The 20272-nt window shown below is 60.2% G+C and carries 17 protein-coding genes and 1 other RNA gene; 7 read left to right on the top strand and 11 right to left on the bottom strand.

Annotated elements, in window-relative coordinates:
- Positions 1-158: 158 nt before the first annotated feature.
- Both AC1DXO_RS08375 and AC1DXO_RS08370 read left to right on the top strand, forming a co-directional pair.
- On the top strand, positions 159-545 hold the full coding sequence (locus tag AC1DXO_RS08375; protein WP_023455036.1) for a response regulator: 387 nt from the start codon (positions 159-161) through the stop codon (positions 543-545).
- Positions 546-569: 24 nt separating this feature from the next.
- Complete coding sequence (locus AC1DXO_RS08370; protein WP_476977670.1) at positions 570-1526, top strand: protein phosphatase CheZ; 957 nt, start codon at positions 570-572, stop codon at positions 1524-1526.
- 129 nt (positions 1527-1655) lie between these two features.
- Here the strand turns inward: AC1DXO_RS08370 and AC1DXO_RS08365 are convergent, their stop codons facing one another.
- The 6 genes from AC1DXO_RS08365 to AC1DXO_RS08340 form a co-directional block, all read right to left on the bottom strand.
- Positions 1656-2531, bottom strand: a complete 876-nt coding sequence (locus AC1DXO_RS08365; RefSeq protein WP_476977669.1) for a TIGR01459 family HAD-type hydrolase — start codon at positions 2529-2531, stop codon at positions 1656-1658.
- Positions 2532-2843: 312 nt separating this feature from the next.
- Positions 2844-4130, bottom strand: a complete 1287-nt coding sequence (gene tipF, locus AC1DXO_RS08360) for a flagella assembly cyclic-di-GMP phosphodiesterase TipF (RefSeq protein WP_476977668.1) — start codon at positions 4128-4130, stop codon at positions 2844-2846.
- A 208-nt stretch (positions 4131-4338) separates the two neighbouring features.
- The gene (locus AC1DXO_RS08355; protein ID WP_476977667.1) at positions 4339-4833 is read right to left on the bottom strand and encodes a response regulator; all 495 of its coding nucleotides are present in this window, start codon (positions 4831-4833) and stop codon (positions 4339-4341) included.
- Positions 4834-4966: 133 nt separating this feature from the next.
- Positions 4967-5806, bottom strand: a complete 840-nt coding sequence (locus AC1DXO_RS08350; RefSeq protein ID WP_476977666.1) for a M23 family metallopeptidase — start codon at positions 5804-5806, stop codon at positions 4967-4969.
- Positions 5785-6000, bottom strand: coding sequence for a DUF2093 domain-containing protein (locus AC1DXO_RS08345; protein WP_476977665.1), 216 nt, complete (start codon positions 5998-6000; stop codon positions 5785-5787). Before AC1DXO_RS08345 ends, AC1DXO_RS08350 begins: the two co-directional genes overlap by 22 nt.
- Positions 6001-6027: 27 nt before the next feature.
- Positions 6028-6267: an AbrB/MazE/SpoVT family DNA-binding domain-containing protein gene (locus AC1DXO_RS08340; RefSeq protein ID WP_476977664.1), complete on the bottom strand. Its 240-nt coding sequence runs from the start codon at positions 6265-6267 to the stop codon at positions 6028-6030.
- Between the two features lie 86 nt (positions 6268-6353).
- Between AC1DXO_RS08340 and AC1DXO_RS08335 the strand changes: the two genes are divergently transcribed.
- Complete coding sequence (locus AC1DXO_RS08335; RefSeq protein ID WP_476977663.1) at positions 6354-6506, top strand: hypothetical protein; 153 nt, start codon at positions 6354-6356, stop codon at positions 6504-6506.
- 334 nt (positions 6507-6840) lie between these two features.
- Here the strand turns inward: AC1DXO_RS08335 and xseA are convergent, their stop codons facing one another.
- Positions 6841-8445 carry an exodeoxyribonuclease VII large subunit gene (gene xseA, locus AC1DXO_RS08330; RefSeq protein ID WP_476977662.1) on the bottom strand — a complete coding sequence of 535 codons (1605 nt, stop codon included), beginning with the start codon at positions 8443-8445 and terminating at the stop codon, positions 6841-6843.
- 32 nt (positions 8446-8477) lie between these two features.
- Positions 8478-9830, bottom strand: a complete 1353-nt coding sequence (locus AC1DXO_RS08325; protein ID WP_476977661.1) for a glycoside hydrolase family 27 protein — start codon at positions 9828-9830, stop codon at positions 8478-8480.
- Positions 9831-10000: 170 nt separating this feature from the next.
- Here AC1DXO_RS08325 and AC1DXO_RS08320 point away from each other — a divergent pair, with 170 nt between their 5' ends.
- Positions 10001-12061, top strand: a complete 2061-nt coding sequence (locus AC1DXO_RS08320; RefSeq protein ID WP_476977660.1) for a GAF domain-containing hybrid sensor histidine kinase/response regulator — start codon at positions 10001-10003, stop codon at positions 12059-12061.
- Between the two features lie 60 nt (positions 12062-12121).
- Positions 12122-13387, top strand: coding sequence for a phosphoribosylamine--glycine ligase (purD, locus tag AC1DXO_RS08315; protein ID WP_476977659.1), 1266 nt, complete (start codon positions 12122-12124; stop codon positions 13385-13387).
- A 121-nt stretch (positions 13388-13508) separates the two neighbouring features.
- Here the strand turns inward: purD and ssrA are convergent.
- Positions 13509-13866: a transfer-messenger RNA gene (ssrA, locus tag AC1DXO_RS08310) on the bottom strand.
- A 125-nt stretch (positions 13867-13991) separates the two neighbouring features.
- Between ssrA and AC1DXO_RS08305 the strand changes: the two genes are divergently transcribed.
- The gene (locus tag AC1DXO_RS08305) at positions 13992-14609 is read left to right on the top strand and encodes a DUF4142 domain-containing protein (protein WP_476977658.1); all 618 of its coding nucleotides are present in this window, start codon (positions 13992-13994) and stop codon (positions 14607-14609) included.
- A 61-nt stretch (positions 14610-14670) separates the two neighbouring features.
- Here the strand turns inward: AC1DXO_RS08305 and exaC are convergent, their stop codons facing one another.
- Positions 14671-16188, bottom strand: coding sequence for an acetaldehyde dehydrogenase ExaC (gene exaC, locus AC1DXO_RS08300; protein ID WP_476977657.1), 1518 nt, complete (start codon positions 16186-16188; stop codon positions 14671-14673).
- Positions 16189-16490: 302 nt separating this feature from the next.
- Here exaC and AC1DXO_RS08295 point away from each other — a divergent pair, with 302 nt between their 5' ends.
- On the top strand, positions 16491-17537 hold the full coding sequence (locus tag AC1DXO_RS08295) for a sigma-54-dependent Fis family transcriptional regulator (protein WP_476977656.1): 1047 nt from the start codon (positions 16491-16493) through the stop codon (positions 17535-17537).
- Between the two features lie 162 nt (positions 17538-17699).
- Here AC1DXO_RS08295 and AC1DXO_RS08290 read toward each other — a convergent pair whose 3' ends face one another.
- A complete protein-coding gene (locus tag AC1DXO_RS08290) occupies positions 17700-19841 on the bottom strand; it encodes a right-handed parallel beta-helix repeat-containing protein (RefSeq protein WP_476977655.1) in 2142 nt (713 codons plus the stop codon).
- Positions 19842-20272: the final 431 nt, after the last annotated feature.

Here is a 20272-nt window from a genome sequence, read left to right as displayed (position 1 = left end):
CGTGGTTAATATAGGCTATATCGTTGATTTATATAAATAATAAAACGAAACGCTCTTAACCTGATTTTATCGGATTTCGCGCAATATGGGCACTGTCTTCAAAACGAAGGGCCTGCGTCCTGCAGAGCCCAACCTTAGAAAAAGTGGGGCGTTTACACATGGCCATCGATATGTCCATGCCGGTCTTGGTAGTCGACGACTATAAGACCATGCTGCGGATCATTTCCAACCTGCTCAAGCAATTGGGCTTTGAAAATGTTGAAGAAGCTTCGGACGGCACCGAAGCACTCGACAAGATGAAGAAGAGCAACTACGGTCTGGTCATCTCCGACTGGAACATGGAGCCGATGACGGGCTATGAGCTGTTGCTCAAGGTCCGTGCCGACGACGGGCTGAAGCGCACGCCGTTCATCATGGTAACCGCAGAAAGCAAGACCGAAAACGTGATTGCTGCCAAGAAAGCCGGTGTTAACAATTACATTGTTAAACCTTTCAACGCCGCGACTCTTAAGCAGAAGATCACCGCCGTTCTCGGCGAATTCTAAGTCTTTATTTTTGTTGGAAATACCATGGTTCAGCCTGCATCCAAGAGGGACGGAGTTGTAGACCTGGAGGGATTTGATCCCGCCATGGTCGGCGAACTCGAACCCAAGCTCATAAACCTGATGCAGCAGTCCGAGGCTCTGGTCGCCCTGATGCGCGGGTTCTTCCAGCAACTCGACAAGAAGCGCTCTGACGAATTCAAGATCATCGCTGGCTACATTGCCAAGGCGAAGGAAGAAATTCGCGAAATGCGTCCCCACGACATTTCGCACGAACGGATCCCGACCGCCGGCGCCGAACTGGAAGCCATCACTCGCGACACCGAAAACGCCACCCATACGATCATGAACTCGGCGGAAGCCATCATGAGCATGGACAGCTCGGACGCCAACTACAAGGCGAAGGTCGACGATGAGGTCATGAAGATCTTCGAGGCCTGTTCCTTCCAGGACATCACCGGCCAGCGCGTGTCGAAGGTCGTCAATGTCCTGAAGCAGATCGAGGAACGGGTCGGCAAGCTGGCCAATACCCTGGGCGTGGACGACAAGCCGGCGGAAATGACGCCGGAAGAAAAGCGCCGGCACGACCTGCTGCTCAACGGTCCCGCCATCGGCGGACCGGAAACCCAGCAAGACGCCATCGACGCCATGTTCGACGACCCGCCGGTACCGGCCTATGTCCCGAGCGAGCCCAGACCCGCCGCCGCGGCGCCCAAGCCGGCCGCTCCGGCGCCCGCGCCTAAGCCTACGGAACCGGTCAGTACCCGCCAGGACGACATCGACGCTCTGTTCGATACGCCCGCACCAGCTCCGGCTCCCGCCAAACCTGCGGCAGCAGCGCCAGTCGCGGCGCCCAAGGCACCTGAGCCTGCACCGGAGGCGGTCAGCAACAATCAGGACGATATCGACGCGCTGTTCGACATGTCGCCGGAAGACCTGAACAAGGCTGCGTCTCAGGACGATATCGACGCCCTGTTCGACTAATACGAGATAATAACAAGCAAAGACGTCGAACCGGCCTGGTCAGAGCCGACGATGATAATATTGCGATGGTGCGAGGAGCGCGGTAGCCGGGGGCGGCAGCCGCGCTCCTTTGCCGTTTGGGAGGTAAGGTTATTGCCAGCGCAGGGCTTCGGCGACGTATTTTGCCTGGGCCGATTCGACCTCCAGCAACGCCTTGAGCAACAGCGGATCGAGCGTGCCCTGATCGTTGGTCGCTTCGACGGCATGGATTCCGGCAGCGATAAACACCACATCGAGCCCCTGGCCGTTGGCGCCCAATATATCCGTCGGCAGGCCGTCGCCGATGGCCAGGATGCGGCTTTTATCGATAGGCTTGCCAGTCAGTTTCTCTGTTGCGACGTAACAAAGGTCGTAGATCGGCGCGTAGGGCTTGCCGGCCATGATGACCTCGCCCCCCAATGTCGCATAGTAGTCGGCCAGCGATCCGGCGCACATGATGATCTTGTCGCCGCGCTGGACGATCTTGTCGGGATTGGCGCAGATCATGACCAGCTTGCGCTCGGCGGCGATGGTGAAGGCGTGCTGGTACTGGTCCAGCGTGTCGTTCTCGTCGTCGAACGGGCTGGAACACGAGATGAAGGCGGCATTTTGCGGCGTGCCGCTAAGATCGATATCGATCCCGGCATAGAGGTTCTGTTCGCGCGGATCGCCGATCCGCCAGGCCGGCCCCTGGGGGGCGAAGCGGCGCAGATATTCGCGTGTCGCGTCGCCCGACGAGATAATTGCCGAATAGCCGTCGTCCATGATGCCGAGTGAGGCCAGTTGCGTCACCAGGTCACCCTGGGGCCGTGGCGAGTTCGAGATCAGGATGACGGGGCCATAATCGGCCTTGTAGCGGCGTAGGGCTTCGTAGGCGGTTGGGAAATGCTGGCGGCCGTTATGGATGACGCCCCAGATATCGCAGAAAATGGCGTCGTAATCGCTGGCCACGTCGGCCAGACCGTTCAGCAAGACAGGATGAGTCATTGGGGCCCCAGGATACTATACCGGCGCTGTTTAGCGGCTTGGGCCTTGTATGAAAAGGAAGAAAGAGATGAAACCGCGGATAAGGCGCGGAGCGCCCTTTGTAAGCGCCTAGGCTACAAGCCGTTTGAGTTTGTGAGCGTTGGCTGGAAAGCATTTTTGCCGCGAAAAACGCTAAAAGCGCGAAAAAGGGGTTTTACAGGTTAAACGCAACGCGCGAAACGTCTTCGACTTGGCCGCGGGCGTGACACCCTGCGGGCTCGTAATGTCTTATTGCTTTTTTCGCGCTTTTAGCGTTTTTCGCGGCAAAAAATCTTAAGCCCGGCGGCGCAGTTGCGGCAGGGTGGACTTGATAAAGCCCGCCGGCGGGTCGGTCTCGGCCAGGACCTGTTCCTTGATGGCGCGCGGTTCGCCGAACAGATGGCCCTGGGCATAGCCGATCTCGATATCGAGAATATCGACCACCTGCTTTTCGCTCTCGACCTTTTCGGCAATGACCTCGATGCCGTAGCGCGCCAGCAGACCGGCATAGTCGCCGGCATGGATGTCCTTGAGGAACTTCAGCGCCGGCTTGCCCTCGACCTCAAGCAGTTGTTCGAGCAACAGCCCGGCGCCGATCTTGACATAACGCACGTCCGAACGATGCAGATCCTGCAGGTCAAAATCGATCGTCATCACCTTGTCGATCGAGAATCGGAAACCGAGATCGGCCAGCTTGGCCATGTTGCGCGCTTCGATCGAGCCGCGCGTCGCGAACGCGTCCTGGCCCAGTTCAAAGATCAACGCACCAGCCAGGTCCTTGTTCTCGCTGAGGAATTCGAGGAACTGCGGGAAGAAGATTTCGTCGCGCAGCGAGGTCAGGGAGATGTTGCAGAAGATGCCGATGCGGCGATCCTGCTTGGCCAGGCGGCGCACGATCTGCACGCAGCGGAACAGCAGCAGGTTGTCGATCGACGGCACCAGGCCCTCGGCATCGGCGACATTGAGATATTCCGCAGGCATCAACACGCGGCCCGTAACGTCGCGCAGACGCGAAAAGCTTTCGTAGAAGATGGTCTTGCGCTGGGGCAGGGAAACCACCGGCTGCAGGTACAGATCGACGCGGTTTTGCGTCAGGGCTTCGCGGATCGTTTCGATCAGCGCCACAGCCTGGGCTTCCTTGGCATTCATCGACGGCGAACCGCGCAGCGGCACTACAACGGCCGGGGCGGACTGCCATTCGTTCAGCCGGTCTTCGATGCTTTCACCCAGCTTCTTGACCAGGTCTTCCAGCATGCGCACCTCCGACGTCAGTTCCTCGGAACGCGACGTGCGTTGGTTCTGCACCCGGTCGGCCAGTTCAATCATATCCTTTTGCGTGGAATCGATCGCGTCGACCATCAGGCGGTGGGCGTCTCGCACCATGTCGATGTCCTTGACGATGCGGATTTCCGACAATCTTTGGGTAGCGTAGGCGTGAAAAGCGACGCAGACAGCCAGGACGCCGATAAAGGCGGCAATGGCTGTGCCGCTGTCCGATCCGCCACGGAAGATCATGACCGCCACCGTCGCGCCCAAAATGGCGTAGGTCAGCATCAGGAGTGGCGTAACAATCTTGCCCATGGAGTCTTTTTCCAAAACCAGCCCACGCGTCCGCGCAGAGAATCACTGCCCGACTATCGCGTGATTTGAGCGTGTCGCCTAGAGGTCGTTAACATTTACTAACAGAAGTATAATGCTTTGTTTCAGCTCAAGCGCCGCATGGCTCCTCGCATAAGCTCGGGCGGGCGGTCGCCCTTGCCAAGTGCGAAGAGTCGCGCTTGGAGTATCACTAAAACATGCCGTCGGTATTGCGGCGGAAGGGGCCTGGATAGGCCTTGTCGTCGATCCGCCGCCGGTCAGGCCCGAAATAGGTCTTGCAGCGTATAAACGGGCGCGGCCGCATGATGACCGAATCAATCCGGCTGAGCAGGGCACGCGCGGTCAGGGGCTTGACGACGAATTCATTAACGCCGGAATCGCGCGCCTGGATGACGCGGGACCGCTCTGAATGGCCGGTGATCATGACGATGGGCAGATAGGGGTTGGCACTGTCTGACGAATTGCGCAGCAGCTTGGTGAATTCGACGCCGTCGATCGGATTCATGTTGAAGTCGACGAGCGCAATGTCGGCAGGGTACTGGCGCAGCATGTCGAGCCCCTCGGCGCCGTCGCGTGCCTCGCGAATATTGCGCATGCCCGAGCCCTTCAGGATCGCGCTGACAATCGATCGCATATGCTGATTGTCTTCGATGAGAAGGATTTTCAGGCTGCTGTAGTCGGCCATGTCGGAATGGAATCTTGCTGTTGAAGCGAACTCACACGCCGCAGTCTCCCACCGGGGCCGCGCTGATTTTGTGTTATGATTAATCTTGCAACCAATTCAAGCGAATTATTCATCCGACGGCGGCAAGCACCCGTCAGCCGACCATCAGGCTGGGGTCCATATGACGTTCACCCCATTTCAGGCGCCAGCACAGATGGGGACCTGTCGCACGGCCTTTTGCGCCGACCTCGCCGATCGGCTGGGCCTGAGTGACGCGATCGCCCTTTTTCACCAGCAGCCTCGACTGGTGCAGGTACATGGAAATCATGCCCTGGCCGTGGTCGATCAGAATCAGGCCGCCTTCGTAAAACAGGTCGGGCTCGGCCAGGACGACCAGTCCCTGGGCCGGGGCATGGATCTGGGTGCCGGTGGGGGCCGCCATATCGAAGCCGTAGTGCGGGCTCTTCGGTACGCCGTTGAGGATGCGCTGATTGCCGAAGTGGCCCGACACGTTGAATTTTTTCAACGGATAGATAAAGCCGGTCTTGAAGCCGTCGCCGGGATCGTGGCTGGCGAAGGCGAGGTTCTTGACGTCCGAATCGCGCTTGATCCGCGCCAGGACGTCCGGATCGGTGGGCGTGACCGTCTGCTGCGGCAGGCCGTCGACACGCTGAACGTCGTAGGTGCCCGGCTTGACGGTGATCTGTGCGCTGTCGCGGCCTTTGCCGTTGTCGACCTCGATCAGGCAGGACGCCGGCGCGTCGCGGTCAAGGCCGACATAGAAATAACCATTGTCCGACGTATAGCCGCGCGGCGTACCATCGACCCAGAACTGCGCTTTGGGCGCGGCCTGGCCCATGGCATAGCCGCTTTGTACGAAACGGCCCTTGAGATTGAACGGCACAGGCTGGCTCAAGGCAGGTAGGGCTGCGCCGGTTGCGGCCAGGCCGCCGCCCAATACAAAGCGACGCGTTACGGATTCAGGCTTTTCCAACGTTGCAGAGCCTCCTCGGGGCCGGCATAGGCTTCCTGGGTGCGAGGGTTCCAATAGCGCAGGGCATCGAGCGGAATCCGCTTTCCGGTGACCGCGCACAACACGAACTTGCCCGGACGCATGATGGTGTATTCGCCGTCTCCGTAATGCAGGACGGCTTGATCGGGCAGGGGCGGAGGGGCGTGCATGTTCATGCTAATAAGTTAGGACGATTGCCGCCGCTAATCAAGCGGCCTTGCCTTGCTCGATACGACATTCATGTCCTCGATTGAAACACTCTTGCGACGGGAGCGAAACAGACCTTTGAGAGCTTGTACCGAGCAATTGACCGGGAATATCTCTACGCGCTTGTCTGCGACTTGAACAAAGTGCACCTTGTCTCCTTGCGACAGGCTGAGGGCGCTGCGAACTGCCGCTGGTATGGTAATTCGTCCTCTTGATCTGACAGTTGTGGTGGTCATCGGTTTCGTCCGTAGTTTATGAGTGCGACAGATGTAGCACGTAGGACGGAGTTTGATTATGCAAAAAGTGCGCAGTCGACAAGGACTTGGCCGAGCTTGAGCGATTGCGAGCCATCATCGCGAAAGGTGAAGCTCAGATCGAATCGGGCGATTTTATTACATTGGACGATGACGCGGCGATCGACGCCTTTTTCACCAGCCTGCGCCGGCCGGATTCGAAGGATTTAGACCGCGGATAAGGCGCGGTTAAATATACCTTTGCGCTGATCGATTGTAACTCCCAAGCCGAGTTAACACGTTGAGTTTCCACCGACCGTGGGCTTCCTCAACTTGAAAAGCACTGAAATTGCGGACTATTCCCTTCTCTCCACCTGAGGGGAGAAGGTGGGCCAAAGGCCCGGATGAGGGGTTCTTCTAACCAAGAAGCTGCTCTGACGTGGAATTGACCCCTCACCCGGCGCTTCGCGCCACGCCACGGGGCGCCCCGCCTCTCCCCTCAGGCGGGTAGAGGGGGGAAATCGACGAATTTGCTTTTTATTCGATACAATCAAACCATCTTGGAGGTACGATCGATCAGAACAAGCTGCCCTGCTGCGCCTGAGGCGGCAGCGTTTTTTTGGGTTGAGCCTGCGGCTGCGGCTTGGGCGGCAGCGTGCCACAATCGCCCACGATCACATCGAGTTTCGCGTCGCCCTTGAAGGTCAGGACAAGGGCTTCGCCCGTTGTCACGCCGAGGGGCGAGGTCACCACATGGCCATCTGCCCGGTTGACGCGCGCAAATCCGAGATCGAGCGGACGGTCGGGGTTCAGGCTCAGTCGCAATTGCTCCAGACGCGCCAGGCGCTCGGACCGCAGCGCAATTGTTCGTGTCATGGCGGCATCCATCCGCACCATCATATCTGGCAGCCGCGCCTGTTGCCCGGCCAGCTTGACACGTCGTTCGAGCGCGGCATCCAGCCGCCCGCCCAACGGCGCGAAACGTGCCTGATGGCGCTCGACATGGACTTTCAGCGCGCCGCCCAGCCGCAAACCGGTGTGGTCGAGACGCTGGCGCGACTGATCGGCCATGCGCGCCAGCAGGGACGGCGACAGGCGTGCGGAGGCGTGGGTAAATTGCGTCTGGTGCAGGTTGAGGTTCTTACTCAGCGCGCCGCCCAGCCGCTGTGCGACGAAGTCCAGCCGCTGCTGTGCCGCATCGATCAGGTCCATCGGCCGTGGCAGGGCGCGCGCCAGCATGGCCAGCTTCTCACGCCGCGCATCGAGGCCGCGCGACATGCAGGCCTGGCGTCGTCGTTCCAGGTCGGCGGCAAGTGCTCGCAGTTCGCCGATCACCGGCGTCGCCATTTCAGCTGCGCCCGTAGGTGTCGGCGCCCGGCGATCCGAGACGTAGTCGATCAGGGTCGTATCGGTTTCATGGCCGACCGCCGAAATGATTGGAATCCGGCAGGCCGAAACAGCGCGCGCCAGGTTTTCGTCGTTGAACGGCCACAGGTCCTCGACCGAGCCACCGCCGCGCGCCACGATAATCACGTCGGGCTGGGGGACCGCGCCGGATTCAAATCCGCGCAGAGCGGCTATAACCTGGGGTGCTGCGGCATCCCCCTGGACGACGACAGGCCAGACGATGACGCGGCACGGCCAGCGGTCACGAATACGATGCAGGATGTCGCGGATCACCGCCCCGGTCGGCGAGGTGATCACGCCGACGGTGCGTGGCGCGAAGGGCAGGGCGCGCTTGCGATCAGGAGCGAACAGGCCTTCGCCGTGCAGTTTCTGCTTCAGCCGCTCCAACTGGGCCAGCAGCGCGCCGACGCCCGCCACTTCCATCTGTTCGATAACGATCTGATATTTCGATGAAGCAGGAAACGTCGTGATCCGGCCGTTGACAATGACTTCCAGGCCGTAGTCCGGCTGGGTTTGCAGGCGGCTGACCTGACCCTTCCAGATAACGCCGTCGATCGCTGCCTTGTCGTCCTTCAGGGTCAGATAGACGTGACCCGACGAATGGCGCGTCACCTTGGAGATTTCGCCGCGCAGACGTACATGGTCGTAGGTCGTCTCCAGCGTCCGTTTCAGCGCGCCGGCCAGTTCCGAAACGGAATAGGCAGCGGCATTGGAACCCGGGGCAGGCGACCCATTTACAGGCGAATCGGTAGGCGAGAGCAGATCGTCGGTCATGCCATGATCTTAGGCCAATTGCGCGCGGCTTCCTAGGCCCGCGACAGTGCGTAAAGCCCCGATCCATGCGGCGGCAGATCGACTTCGAACCTGTCGGTAAATGCGCCCAGGTCCTGGTGCGTCCACAGATCGCGCACCTTCCATTTGCCTTTCAGACCCAGGGTATGAAACAGGGCGTAGCGCTGTTTCGCCGTGTCTTCGACATTGAACAGGGCCAGATAATAACGGCCAGGCGTGGCGCTGCGGGCTGCCCACAGGGTGAAATCGTCGCCGTCATTTTTATAGGCCAGCGGATGATTGTGCGAACTGGTCTGGTTGACGGCCAGCACCTCGTCATTGGTCAGCAAGGCCAGGGTTTCGCTATCCAAGGCGCGCAGATCGCCGCCCATGATCAGCGGAGAACGGGCGATCGACCACAGCGTCATCAGGGTTTGCTGTTCGTCGGGTGTGAACTTGGTCTTTCGGTTGCCGAGCGCCAGAACGCCCAGGGGCAGCATATCGGCATCGGGCCAATGGCCGGGCATGCGGTAGGGATTCCAGTTTTCCAGACGCTTGAACTGGTCCTTCAACAGACGCCACTCATCCCAGAAATCGTCGGAAATGCGCCACATATTGGCGTAGGTCTGGACATGTTTGGCCCATTTCAGGTCGGTCTCTCCGGGGGAGAGACTGAGAACCATCGGCCTTTTCGACGTCAGTATCGCCTTATGGGCGGCCTCGATTTCGCGATAGTGCTCGCCATAGACGCGGCTCATATCGTCCATCTTGACGAAATCGACGCCCCATTGCGCAAACCGGGCGAAGACCGAATTGTAATAGGCCTGGGCGCCCGGCTTGGTCATGTCGACACCGTACATGTCCTTGTTCCAGGCGCAGGTGCTGTTGACGTCGGCAATGTCGGCGGCGGTATAATTTGTTCCGAAAACCGGAAGCTTGCGCTCGACCGCCAGGCGCGGAATGCCGCGCATCAGGTGGACGCCGAACTTCAGTCCCATGGCGTGGATCTGGTCGGCCAGAGGCTTGAAGCCCTTGCCATCGACGCTCGACGGAAAACGATTGGGCGCCGGCAGCAGGCGGCCGTGGTCGTCCATGACCAGCGCTGCCTGATCGTGATAATCGTATCCGGTGGCGCCGGGTTCATACCACTGGATATCGACCGTGAAAACGCTGTAGCCGTGCGGCAGCAGCTTGTTCGCCATGATCCGCGCCGTTTCCAACGCCTGCTCTTCGGTGAGGGTGGTCGCGAAGCTGTTCCACGAATTCCAACCCATCGGTGGTCTTGAAGCCAGGACGGGCGTAGTTGCCTTTGCACCGGCTGCGCTCCCGCCGATCAGGGGCAGGGCAAGGGCTGGGGCTGCGGCCAATAGGCGGCGACGAGTGGTCATGTTGCGTTTCCGTCTTTGTTATTTGTCCGACTATTGCGTAGCAGCGCGAGAAATACCAGCCTTTCTTGCGAACGAAGTTATGAAATTTATAGGCTATCGTTTAAGTTTTATTCAGCAGGCGCGAGGTAGTTTCAATAGATCGCACCCCGCGTCATGATGAAGTTGCCTTTATGCCGCTTTCGCTCAACCCGTCTTACCCGATAATGCCGTCGGCTCCCGACGCCGTCGGTACGGACACGGACGCAAGCTTCGACCACTTGACGGCCCTGGCTGCCGATATATTCGACGCCCCTATGGCGCTGATTTCTCTGGTTGACGGTGAGCGGCATTGTTTTAAATCCCGGGTCGGCATCCCGCTTCACTCGATTTCGCGCGATGTATCGTTCTGCGACCACACCCTGCGCGGCGACGAAGTCCTGGTGGTGCCCGATACATTCGACGACCCACGCTTTCTCGACAATCCGTTCGTCATCGACGAGCCTTATGTCCGTTTCTATGCCGGGGCGCCCATCTATTATGAGGGTGTCGCGGTCGGAACGCTCTGCATTCTCGGCCTCCATCCACGACGCGACTTTGACGCTGGTGAGCAACGTCGCCTGGTCAAGCTGGCCGAGGCTGTGTCGGCTGTCCTTAATCTGCGCAAGGAAGGCCACGTCAGCAAGGCGGCCGTCAAGAAGCTGCAGGAAACCCAACGCAAGCTGGAACTGATGGAGGAGGTGGCCGGCGTTGGCTACTGGCACGTCAAGATCGACGAGGCGGAGTGTTTCTGGTCGCGCGGTGTCTACGCCATACATGGCCTGAACCGCGACAGCTACCAGCCGGAAATGGATACGGCGATTGATCTGTTTCACCCTGACGACCGCGAGCCGTTGCGCGCCTGTATCCTGGCTTCGATGGAAACGGGTGAAGATTTTACCTTCAAGCTGCGCCTGATGCGAGCCGACGGCGAGGAGCGCATTGTCTATTCCAAGGGCGGCGCCGAATTCGACGCATCGGGCCGACCCGAATTCCTGTTCGGTATCCTGGTCGATGTAACGGAACAGAGCCGCCTCGCCGATACGCTGCGCGCCGCCAAGGAAACGGCGGACGCCCACCGTCAGGCCAAGTCGGATTTCCTGTCCAATATGAGCCATGAAATCCGTACACCGCTTACCACCATCCTGGGCTACGCCAACCTGCTCAAGGGCGTCGCGGACATGCCCAAGGATGCCCGCCACTATGTTGGCCGCATCAATAAGGCCGGCGAGGCCTTGCTCAGCCTCATCACCGACGTGCTCGACTTTTCCAAGCTCGAAGCCGGCCAGGTGACTCTGGACCCGCGGCCCGCCGACCTGCGCACCCTGGCAGGTGACGTGGTTGACCAGTTTATGGCCCTGACCGAGACTCGCAACATTACCATCAGTTTTGACTATGCCGCGGACTCGCCATCCTGGCTGATGCTGGATGACATCCGGATACGCCAGGTCCTGTACAACCTCGTCGGCAATGCCTGCAAATTCACCCATGATGGCTACATCGCGCTCAAGGTGGCGGTCACCAACGACCGCCTTCGGGTCGAGGTACGCGATTCCGGTCCCGGTCTGACACCCGATCAACAGACGCGGCTGTTCACCCGTTTCAATCAGGTCGATAACAGCATCAATCGCAAATACGGCGGCTCGGGCCTGGGCCTGTCGATCTGTTACGAACTGGTAAAGCTGATGAAGGGCGATATCGGCGTCGACTCCGCGGCCGGCGCCGGCAGTTGTTTCTGGTTCGATATTCCGGTGACCATCGCCGCCGAACCGGCGCCCGTCGTCGCCCCGCAGGACCTGCGGCCGCTTTTTCTCGAAGACCGCAAGGTGTTGATCGTCGACGATCACCCGGTCAATCGTGAACTGATCCGGCTGCTGCTGATGGATTATGGCCTCGAGATTTTCGAAGCCTGCGATGGCGCCGAAGCCGTTGAATTGTGCGGGAAAATCGCCTTCGACCTGGTTTTCATGGATATTCAGATGCCTGTTCTGGACGGCATCACGGCGACGCGGATGTTGTGCGAACGCGGCGGGCCGACCCAGCCGGCGGCCATTGTCGCCCTGTCGGCGGCCAACCAGAGCAAGCTGTTCGAGGATACGCGCGGCCAGGGCTTCAGCCATGTCCTGTGCAAGCCCATCGACCTGCCGCAGTTCTACGCTACCCTGCACCGTTGTCTGGGCGACACCACGGGCACGCCCATCGTCCTGGCGTGTTAAAATCACCATTTGCGCGAAAAGGCCCTTGACCTTGCGAGCGGCTTAAGGGAAGCGAAAAGCATGAACATTCTGCTGATCGGTTCGGGCGGCCGTGAACATGCCCTGGCGTGGAAAATCCGGCAATCGCCGCTGTGTGAGCGGCTGGTGATTACACCGGCCAATCCCGGCATGACCGAACTGGGCGAATGCCGCGACATCAAGGCGACCGACGTCATGGGCCTCATCGGTCTGGCGCGTGAAATTGCCGCCGACTTGGTCGTGGTCGGCCCCGAAAGCGCCCTGGCAGAGGGTATATCCGACGCCTGTGCCGCTGCGGGCATTGCCTGTTTCGGCCCAATGCGCAAAGCCGCCCGCCTTGAGACCTCCAAGGCCTTCACCAAGGACCTGTGCGCCCGCCATGGCATCCCGACGGCCCAATCGGAAACCTTCGACAATGTCGCTGAAGCCCGCGCCTTCCTCAAGACCTACGGCCCGCCCTATGTCATCAAGGCCGACGGCCTGGCTGCCGGCAAGGGCGTAGCCATCTCGCCGGATTTTCAGGACGCAGTCGCCGAGGTCGAGGCCATGCTGGGCGGCCGTTACGGCGCCGCTTCCTCGCATATCGTCATCGAAGAGTTCATGACTGGCGAAGAGGCCTCGATCTTCGCCCTGTGCGACGGCGAAACCGCCATGATCTTCGGCTGGGCGCAGGATCACAAGCGCGCCTTCGATGGCGACACAGGTCCCAATACCGGCGGCATGGGCACCTACAGCCCGGCGCCGATCGTTACGAAACAACTGCTCGACATCACCCAGCGCGACATCCTCGATCCGACCATGGCGGCCATGAAGGCCGAGGGCAATCCTTATAAGGGCGTGCTCTATGCCGGGCTGATGGTCAAGGACGGCCAGCCGCGCCTGGTTGAATATAATGCCCGCTTCGGCGACCCGGAATGCCAGGTGTTGATGCTGCGCCTGAAGAGTGATCTGGTGCCCTATCTGTTGGCGGCGGCGAAAGGCGGCCTGAAGAACCTGCCGGCGCCGGAATGGCACGCGGATGCCGCCGTCTGCGTCGTCTACGCGGCGCGCGGCTATCCTGACAGCCCGATCGGCGGTTCGACCATCCGTGGGGCCGACCAGGATTTCGGCCGCGACGTCATCCTGTTCCACGCCGGCACGTCGCGTGACGACAAGGGCGTTTTGCGTGCGGCAGGCGGCCGAGTGCTGAACATCTGCGCCCGCGGCGCAACGCTTCAGGAGGCCCGCGACAAGGCCTATGAGGCCATTACCGCCATCGACTGGCCGGGCGGCTTCTACCGCCGCGATATCGGCTGGCGCGCGCTCTGAATTGCCGGTAATCAGCCGGGCTTCTGTTGCAAGGCGCCCGAAATTCTCCACCAAGATGGGGAGGCGCCTTTACGGCGAGTGGGGAGGCTTCTGTTGCAAGGCGCCTCGTATTTTAGGAAAAAGTGCCGGGCTTCTGTTGCAAGGCGCCCGGCGGGCCCCGCCTAAGGGGCTTATTCCCTAGGAGTTGTAGGCTTGGAATTCACTCCGCTGCATTAAGCAGCAAGAGCCATTTCCGGAGCGAAGTTATCGTTCGCAGTTAAAAAATGAGCCGATCGCGGAGGCTCATACCGAGGGAAGGCTTCACCTTTACACGCCTGTCGATGCTGATCGGCCCCATAGATCCCGCGGACGGGAAGAGATGGTGGAGCCGCCGGGAATCGCACCCGGGTCCAGTTCGCTTATTACGTGGGCGTTTATCCCCATAGTCCGGTTGCCCGAACACTCTCAATATAGGCGCTGCGGGAGGTCATGGGAAGATGGGGCCAATCAAAAACATGGGATGCACGGACTTATCAACTCTTTGTCACGAATAATGTGAGCCCAACGGGCGAACTTATACGGCCCCTGCTAGCCTCAATGCACATCCATAGAGCAGGAAGTTCCCATGCCCCGATCCTATATTCCTCACGCCGTCACATGGCGTACCGCCGCTGCCGTCACCACCTTGGCCGCCTTCGCCCTGGCCGGCGGGCTGTCCGCCTGCAGCAAGACACAAACTGAAAAAGCAGGCGATGCGGTTGAAAGTGCTGCGGCCGATGTCAGTGCCGGCGTCAGCAGTATCGCCGCCGATTTGGATGCGCAAAAGACGCAAGACTTTGTCACCAAGGCCGGTGTCGGCAATGCGTTTGAAGTCCAGACCAGCCAGTTGGCGCAGGAAAAATCGAAGAGCAAGGCCGTCCTGGCATTCGCCGATATGATGATCACCGATCACGGCAAGGCTGCAGCGAGCCTCGACGCCGTCCTGGCCAAGACCGGCGCTCCGTCAGCCCCCAGTGTCCTGGACGAGGACCATCAGAAAAAGATCGATGACCTGAAGGCCAAGACGGGCAAGGATTTCGACGACGCCTATATCGACGCCCAAAAGGACGCCCATGATGCGGCCGTCGACCTGTTTGACGACTACGCCAAGAACGGCAAGGACCCGGCCTTGCAGACCTTCGCCAGCGAGACCCTGCCGACCCTGAAACTGCATCAGGACAAGGTCAAGAATCTGAAGCCGTAGTAAACTTGCCGGCCGCGACGACAGTGATCGCGGCCGGCAAACTTTCGTACTTGCCGCTATTTTAGAAAAAGCCCAGCTTTTGTGGCGCGTAGGAGACCAAAAGGTTCTTGGTCTGCTGGTAATGGTCCAGCATCATCTTATGGGTTTCACGACCGATACCGGACTGCTTGTAGCCGCCAAACGCCGCGTGCGCCGGATAGGCATGGTAGCAGTTGGTCCACACGCGTCCAGCCTGGATGCCCCGACCGGCGCGATAGGCCATGTTCATGTCGCGCGTCCAGACGCCGGCGCCCAGACCGTAAAGCGTATCGTTGGCGATCTCGATCGCTTCGTCGACCGTCTTGAAGGTCGTTACCGACACAACCGGCCCAAAGATCTCTTCCTGGAAGACGCGCATCTTGTTGTGGCCTTCAAAGATGGTCGGCTTGATGTAAAAGCCGTCATCGAGTTCGCCACCGAGGAAGTTGCGCTCGCCACCCGTCAGGACCCTGGCCCCCTCGGCGCGGCCGATCTCGAAATAGCTCAGAATCTTTTCCATCTGTTGCTGCGATGCCTGGGCACCGACCATGGTGGCCGGGTTCAGCGGATCGCCCAGCGCGATGGCCTCGACGCGCTTGATCGCCTTTTCCATGAAGCGGTCATAGATCGACTCCTGGACCAGGGCGCGCGACGGGCAGGTGCAGACCTCTCCCTGATTCAGGGCGAAAAAGGCAAATCCTTCCAGGGCCTTGTCAAGGAAGCCATCGTCTTCGTTCATGACGTCGGCGAAGAAGACATTGGGCGACTTGCCGCCCAGTTCCAGGGTGATATTGGTGACGTTGTCGGCGGCATAGCGCATGATCTCCTTGCCGACGGCGGTCGAGCCGGTAAAGGCGATCTTGGCGATGCGTGGGCTCTGCGCCAGCGGCTTGCCGGCTTCCAGCCCCGTCCCGCTGACAATGTTAAGCACACCCGGCGGCAGCAGGTCCGAAATCAGCTCGGCAACCAGCAGAATGGACGCGGGCGTTTGTTCGGCCGGTTTCAGCACGACGCAATTGCCGGCCGCCAACGCCGGCGCCAGCTTCCACGCCGCCATGAGGATGGGGAAGTTCCACGGGATAATCTGGCCGACCACGCCCAGGGGTTCGTGGAAATGGTAGGCGACCGTGTCGTTGTCGAGTTCACCGATACTGCCTTCCTGGGCGCGAATACAGCCGGCGAAATAACGGAAATGGTCAATGGTCAGCGGCAGGTCGGCGGCCAGGGTTTCACGCAACGGCTTGCCATTGTCCCATGTCTCGGCCTCGGCGATGATCGCCAGGTTGTCTTCGATCCGCTGGGCGATGCGCAGCAGGATGTTCGACCTTTCGGTGACGGATGTCCGGCCCCAGGCATCTTTAGCCCTATGCGCCGCATCCAGCGCCAGTTCGACATCCTCGGCCGTCGAACGCGGCACTTCGCATAACTTCCGGCCATTGACCGGTGAGCTATTGTCCAGATAGCGCCCCTTCACGGGCTCTATCCATTCGCCGCCGATGAAATTGCCATAGCGCGTCTTGAAGGGTGTCGCCGCGGTAAGATCGCGTTCAAACTTGGTCATGATGTCCTCCTGTGATTGGGCACTTCGCTCAGCCCTTGGGTGAAGGCTGCGCCCACCTTGTCCGCGCCACAAGCGTCCGGAGGGGCCGTCGCGCCTGTTTCGGCACGAAATTCGTCTCTTGGTGAGGTGTTTGTCGCGTCCGGCTACACATGGTGTCGCCGTGTCGCATTCTGCGACAGTTTAGCGGGGGCGCCATCAATCCTTATGTGAAGGCAAACGATTGCGCTTGCGCGTGGCGATCAAAAGGCCTTCACTGCCGTCAAACAAGGGAGCGGCCAAGAGAGAAGGCAAGGGAGACGACTGTGACGACCAACCACCCGTCGCACATAGAAAAGGCGCGTGATGTGTTCTTTTCGCATAAGGGGCTGCCGGTTGAAGAGATCGGCCACGCCATTCTGCGTTCCTGGATACGCTGCGCGGATATGGGGCTGGACGAACGCACCACGCCGCATATCGAAGCCCCGACCCATTCCGAGCTCAAATCGCTTCAGGAACGCCACGAAGCTCTGCGCCGGATCTGCCGCCCGGAGCTGGATGCCCTGTATTCCGAGGCGCGCGAAGTTAGCGGCATTGTCATCCTGACCAATTCCATGGGTGAAATCCTCGATGCCGTGGGAGATGCCAGCTTTGCCGACAAGGCCGCCCAGGTCGCGCTCCGACCAGGCGCGGTGTGGAGCGAAGCGGGTACCGGCACAAATGCCATCGGCACAGCCATAGCCGAACGCCGCGCCGTCGCGGTCAATGGCGCCGAGCACTATTTCCGCGGCCATCAGGGCCTAAGCTGCGCGGCCACACCGATCATCGACCCGCGTGGCGCCACCTTAGGCGTGTTGGATATCTCCACCCCGGCCTCCGCCCAGGCCGGTCACATGCTGGGCCTGGTCCGCATGGCGGTCGAACAGATCGAGCATCGCCTGTTTCGCGGCGGCTTCGAAGGCTGCCGCACCCTGCGTTTCCAGACCGATCCCAACCTGCTGGGCGTGGCCCGCGAAGGCATCCTGGTTGTCAAGGACGACCTGGTCGTGGCGGCGAACCGCCGTGGCCTGTCGCTGATCAACCGGACCTGGGACGGGCTCGACCATCTGCATATCGAGGAGGTGTTCGATACGGCGGCCGAACGCCTGCGCAGCGGTGCGGTGACCGGTCGCGACGGTCGCGAATTCCACCTCCAGATCGACGGGGAGGGCGCAGGAGAGCCCTTGTCGGCGGCGCCTGTGGCCCGTCTCGAAGACATCGAACTGACCACCATCCGCCAGGCCCTGGCCGTGCACAACGGCAGTGTCAGTGCCGCCGCGCGCCAATTGGGCATCCATCGCAGCACCATCTACCGCCGTATGGGCCAGACGTAATACCAACCTGCAGAGATACTGACAGGCAAGGTGCTGGTTGGTATTCGTATTTTTTCAGCTCAAACGCCGCGTGGCTCGCGCAAGCGTGCGCGGCGGCCAAGGGGCGTTTTCTGGCGCCCTTGCCAAGCTGCGATAAGTCAACGTCATCGCAGCTTGGAATAATCAGGTAATCAGGAAATCGCCCGAGGTCAGGCTGTTGGCGGCTATGCCCTGGAGCGTTATGACGTCACCGCCATCGTGGAAATCGATAATCGCATTGCCGTTGGCATAGGTAATATCGGCCAGCAGTTGCGACATCGATCCCCCGACCATGGCCGAGCTGACGCTGATGCGATCGACGGCGTGGGTGAAGTCGGTGATCACATCCTGGCCCGAGCCGACGTCGAAATAGAAGGTGTCGGCCTCGCTATTGCCGCTCAGGGTGTCGTTGCCCGTGCCGCCGGTCAGCTTGTCGTAGCCGGAATCGCCTTTCAGGGCGTCATTGCCGGCGCCGCCCAAAAGGGTGTCGTCGCCTTTGCCGCCTGACAGGGTGTCGATACCGTCCCCCCCATCAAGCCTGTCGGCCTCGTCCTCGCCGAACAGCACGTCATTGCCGCTGCCCGCCGTCAGCACGTCCAGGCCGGTGCCACCGTGCAGAATATCGTCGCTGGTCCCGCTGAGCAGGGTGTCGTTGCCGGAACTGCCATCGAGATAGTTGAGGCCGTTGCCGCCATCCAGGCTGTCATTGCCGGAATTGCCCAGCAACAGGTCGCCGCCGTCGCGTCCGATCAGGGCGTCGTCCCCCGAACCACCGTCGATCGTGTCATTGCCGCCGCCGCCGTCCAGGCGATCATTACCCTTGACGCCGTAAAAGGTCTCGTCCGCCGCCGTGCCGGTAATGGTGTCGGCCCCGTCGGTTCCCTGGTAGACATTGCCAGGCGGCGGTGTCGACGTGCTGGTCGAATGGCTGCCCTTCAGCACGATGGCGGTACCGTGCATGTTCTGGATCGAATTGCCGAACACGGACGTATAGTCCGATCCGTCCGCCGCTTCGTTGACGGCGCTCTTCGCGCCTACCGTCTGGTTCTCGTAGATGGTATTGTTGCGGACGATCGTCTGCTGTGCCGCATAGTATTTTCCCGATGTCCCACCGGTATCGTCATAGGCCTGGATATTGATCTCGCTGTACTTGGCGTCACCGGCATCGGAATCGTTGAAAATGGAATTGTCTTCGATCACCGTGTTGGTCGCGCCATAGACGCGGATTCCATAGGTGTCATTGTCGTGGATCAGCGCGTTGCGGACAGTCACGTGGTCCGCCATCTGGATCAGAATTCCGCCCTTGGCGTTATCACGAAACTCGCCGCCCGAAACTGTGATACGCGTCGGCCAGGCGATGTTTTCGCTGCCGCGCTGGATGGTAACGCCGGCGCCGCCATTGTCGTAGGATGTGCTGTTGACGATGGTGAAGTCACGCGTACTGGTCACGACATTGAAGCCGTGGCGGTCATTGTCATAGGCGACGCAGTTCACGAAGGTGCTGTTGATCAGGTAGTCGGCCGTGAAGCCGTCCAGGCCGTTGCCATGCGAGGTCGAGTTGCTGACCGTCAGATTGACGGTCTGTTCGTGCGGATCGAAACCGTAGCCTTCGCAGTTCATGATTTCGACGCGATCGAGGGTGATATTAATGGCCTGCCCCGGATTACCTGGCGCGACACCGCAGAAAAAACCGTCGACCTTTCCGCTGGTGTGGTCGCGGTTGCCGTCCAGGGTCAGGTCGTGAATGCCGACATCGTGGGTCTGGACCGCGAAGGGGGTGCGGATGATACCGGTCATGGTGCCGCTCCATCCGTCGGCCACCTTCAGCACCGTCTTGCCCATGCCATCGCCATAGATGGTGACATTGTCGAGCAGACGCAGCGCGCCGGTCGAATTCATCAGGTTATTGCCGGTCAGGATATACAGGCCTTCGGGAATATAAACGGTGCCGCCGCCGGCCGCGTGGGCGGCATTGATGGCGGCCTGGATCGCCTTGGTGTCATTCGTCGTACCGTTACCCCGTGCGCCGAAATCGACCACATTGTAGGTCAGTCCAGCGGCTGATATCGCGGCTGAGTTCACAGTCGGCGCGCTGGCCTTGGCGACTGCAGGCGTGGTGACGGCGCTGGTTGCCAGGGGGGCGGTGGCAGCGGTCAGCAGGCTGTCGCCATGGTTCCATCCGGCGCTTGCGGCCGTCGCCAGCCCGGACAGCGCCCCGCCTTGAAAGAGGCCGTCGGGCGCGATGTGACTCAATTCGCCCGTATGGCCAGGCGACAGACCGTCCAAGCGTGTCCCCGCGGTAACATCCGCACCGAAATGCTTCAAGCTGTAAGGAATCATGTCCAACAAAATCCTTTTCAAGCGGCTGAACCTGTGAATAACCTGTGCATCGGTTATGTTGCGATGCACACGGTACATTCTTAACGCGGCGTTAACAAATGGCAATTTGCTTCCGGGTCGCAAAAAAAGCAAAAAAATGACGGATTTTGAATTTGAGACCGCGATAGCGAGATGATTCCACCCTTTGCCCTGAAGGGGTTTCACTGGCTATGTCGGTCGACGCCGCGTGCGAATTCGCCTCGTGCGTGTCGCACGCAGAGCGAGGTGCATCGCCAACCTGTAGCTATGCAAGGGGCAGGCGAAAGGTGTCGTTATGGACGGAAAACTATGCGACGATTGTGCATCGCATGATGAACATCGGGCGTAGTGCGTAAAGA

It is taken from the genome of Asticcacaulis sp. P2_C5 (assembly GCF_056404555.1).
Note: the sequence above shows the minus strand (reverse complement) of the source record. Positions and strands in the feature narration are given on the sequence as shown.